Below are 1,761 nucleotides of genomic sequence, written 5' to 3' on the forward strand. Positions count from 1 at the left end.
CTTGAAGACCATGTCTGCGCCAAGCTGCTCGGCCTGCCCATGGGCTGCGACGTCTGCTACACCAACCACGCCGAAGCGGACCAGGACGACATGGACGTGCTGCTGACGATGCTCGGCGCGGCGGGCGTGAACTTCGTGATGGGCGTGCCGGGCTCGGACGACATCATGCTCAACTACCAGAGCACCTCGTTTCACGACGCGCTGTACGTGCGCCAGGTGCTGGGCCTGCGCGCCGCGCCGGAGTTCGAGCAGTGGCTGCACGCTGCCGGCATTTTCAGCGACGGCAAACTGGCCCCGGCGCTGCCGCCGCAATTTCAACAGGCCTTGCTGCGCGCATGAACATCATTCCCAACCCGTGGCACGCGCTGCGCCGGCTGACCCAGGCCCGCATTGCCCTCGGCCGCGCGGGCGTGAGCCTGCCGACATCGGCGCAGCTTGCGTTCCAGCTGGCGCATGCGCAGGCGCGCGACGCCGTGCACATGGAGCTCGATCCAGCAGCGCTGAGCGGGCGCGAATTCATCCTGGCGCACAGCGCCTGTCTGGACCGCGCCGGCTACCTGCAGCGGCCCGACCTGGGCCGCATCCTCGATGAACCCTCGCGCGCGCTGCTGGCGAACGCGGCAGCCCCCTCATGCGACCTGGCCATCGTCATCGCCGACGGCTTGTCCGCCCTGGCCATCGCCCAGAATGCGCTGCCCTTCCTCGACGCGCTCGATGCACAGCTGGCACAGGAGCACTGGACAAGGGCGCCGCTGGTGGTGGCGCGCCAGGCGCGCGTGGCCATCGGCGACGAGATCGGCGCCCTGCTGAACGCGCGCGCCGTGGTGGTGCTGATCGGCGAGCGTCCCGGCCTCAGTTCGCCCGACAGCATGGGTTTGTACATGACGTGGGGACCGGCGCCTGGCCTGGCCGATGCGGCGCGCAACTGCATCTCGAACGTGCGCCCGGCAGGACTGGGATACGCGCAGGCCGCCTGCCGCCTGCACTACCTGCTCGGCGAAGCGCGCCGGCGCGGCCTGTCCGGCGTGCAGCTCAAGGATGAAACGGCCGCCGAAGCAAGCGCAGCGCCGCGCACCTCCTTCTTGTTGGCACCTTGAGCGGACTCAAGCCCGGTGAGGGCTCGCCGCCGTAGCATGGCCAGACCCGAACTGCCGGGATCAAACCATGCTATCCATCAACTTTCTGAGCACGACCAATCTTTCCGGCAACACCTGCCACTCGCTGGTCATCTCCGCCCTGCGCGGGCTGGCCGCGCTCCAGGTCGTCGCCGCCCACCTGCGTGCGCAACTGTATCCCGGCCTCAAGTCGGTTCCCGACCCGGCCCTGTGGTACCAGGCGCTGGCCTTTTTCACCGGGTTCGCGCACCAGGCCGTCGTGATCTTCTTCCTGCTCAGTGGCTGGCTGGTCGGCGGCAGCCTGCTCAACCGTCTCGGCCAGCCCGATATCATGCTGCCCTATGCGATCGACCGCATCACCCGCCTGTGGATCGTGCTGGTGCCCGCCTTCGTGCTCACGCTGCTGCTGGCAATCCTGATGGACCTGGTCGATCCGCGCCGGTTCGACTTCGCCAGCGACAATCCCTGGTCTGTCGCCGCCTTCGCCGGAAACCTGTTCGGTCTTCAGGACATGGCCGTGCCCCGCTTCGGCGGCAATTTCGCGCTCTGGAGCCTGGCCAACGAAACCTGGTACTACATCGTGTTCCCGCTGCTGCTGCTTCCCTTCACCAAGGCCAGCGGGCTGGCCCGGGGTGCGGCCCTCGCC

At 68.2% G+C, this 1,761-nt stretch carries 3 protein-coding genes; all 3 read left to right on the forward strand.

Annotation, left to right across the window (positions count from 1 at the left end):
• The coding region (eutB, locus tag Q7T06_RS12485) for an ethanolamine ammonia-lyase subunit EutB (protein ID WP_304785130.1) at nt 1-339 on the forward strand (339 nt) is incomplete at its 5' end.
• Nucleotides 336-1,097 (forward strand): ethanolamine ammonia-lyase subunit EutC, encoded by a 762-nt coding sequence (gene eutC, locus Q7T06_RS12490; RefSeq protein ID WP_304785131.1) that lies wholly within the window; start codon nt 336-338, stop codon nt 1,095-1,097. The genes eutB and eutC, both read left to right, overlap by 4 nt.
• A 67-nt stretch (nt 1,098-1,164) precedes the next feature.
• The coding region (locus Q7T06_RS12495; RefSeq protein ID WP_304785132.1) for an acyltransferase family protein at nt 1,165-1,761 on the forward strand (597 nt) is incomplete at its 3' end.

Origin of the sequence: Herminiimonas sp., assembly GCF_030645555.1 — a bacterium.
Taxonomy (GTDB): Bacteria; Pseudomonadota; Gammaproteobacteria; order Burkholderiales; family Burkholderiaceae_D; genus Oxalicibacterium.

Coding starts and splice junctions, on each gene's coding strand:
- eutC (WP_304785131.1), top strand. CDS start 336: ATGAACATCATTCCCAACCCGTGGCACGCGCTGCGCCGGCTGACCCAG.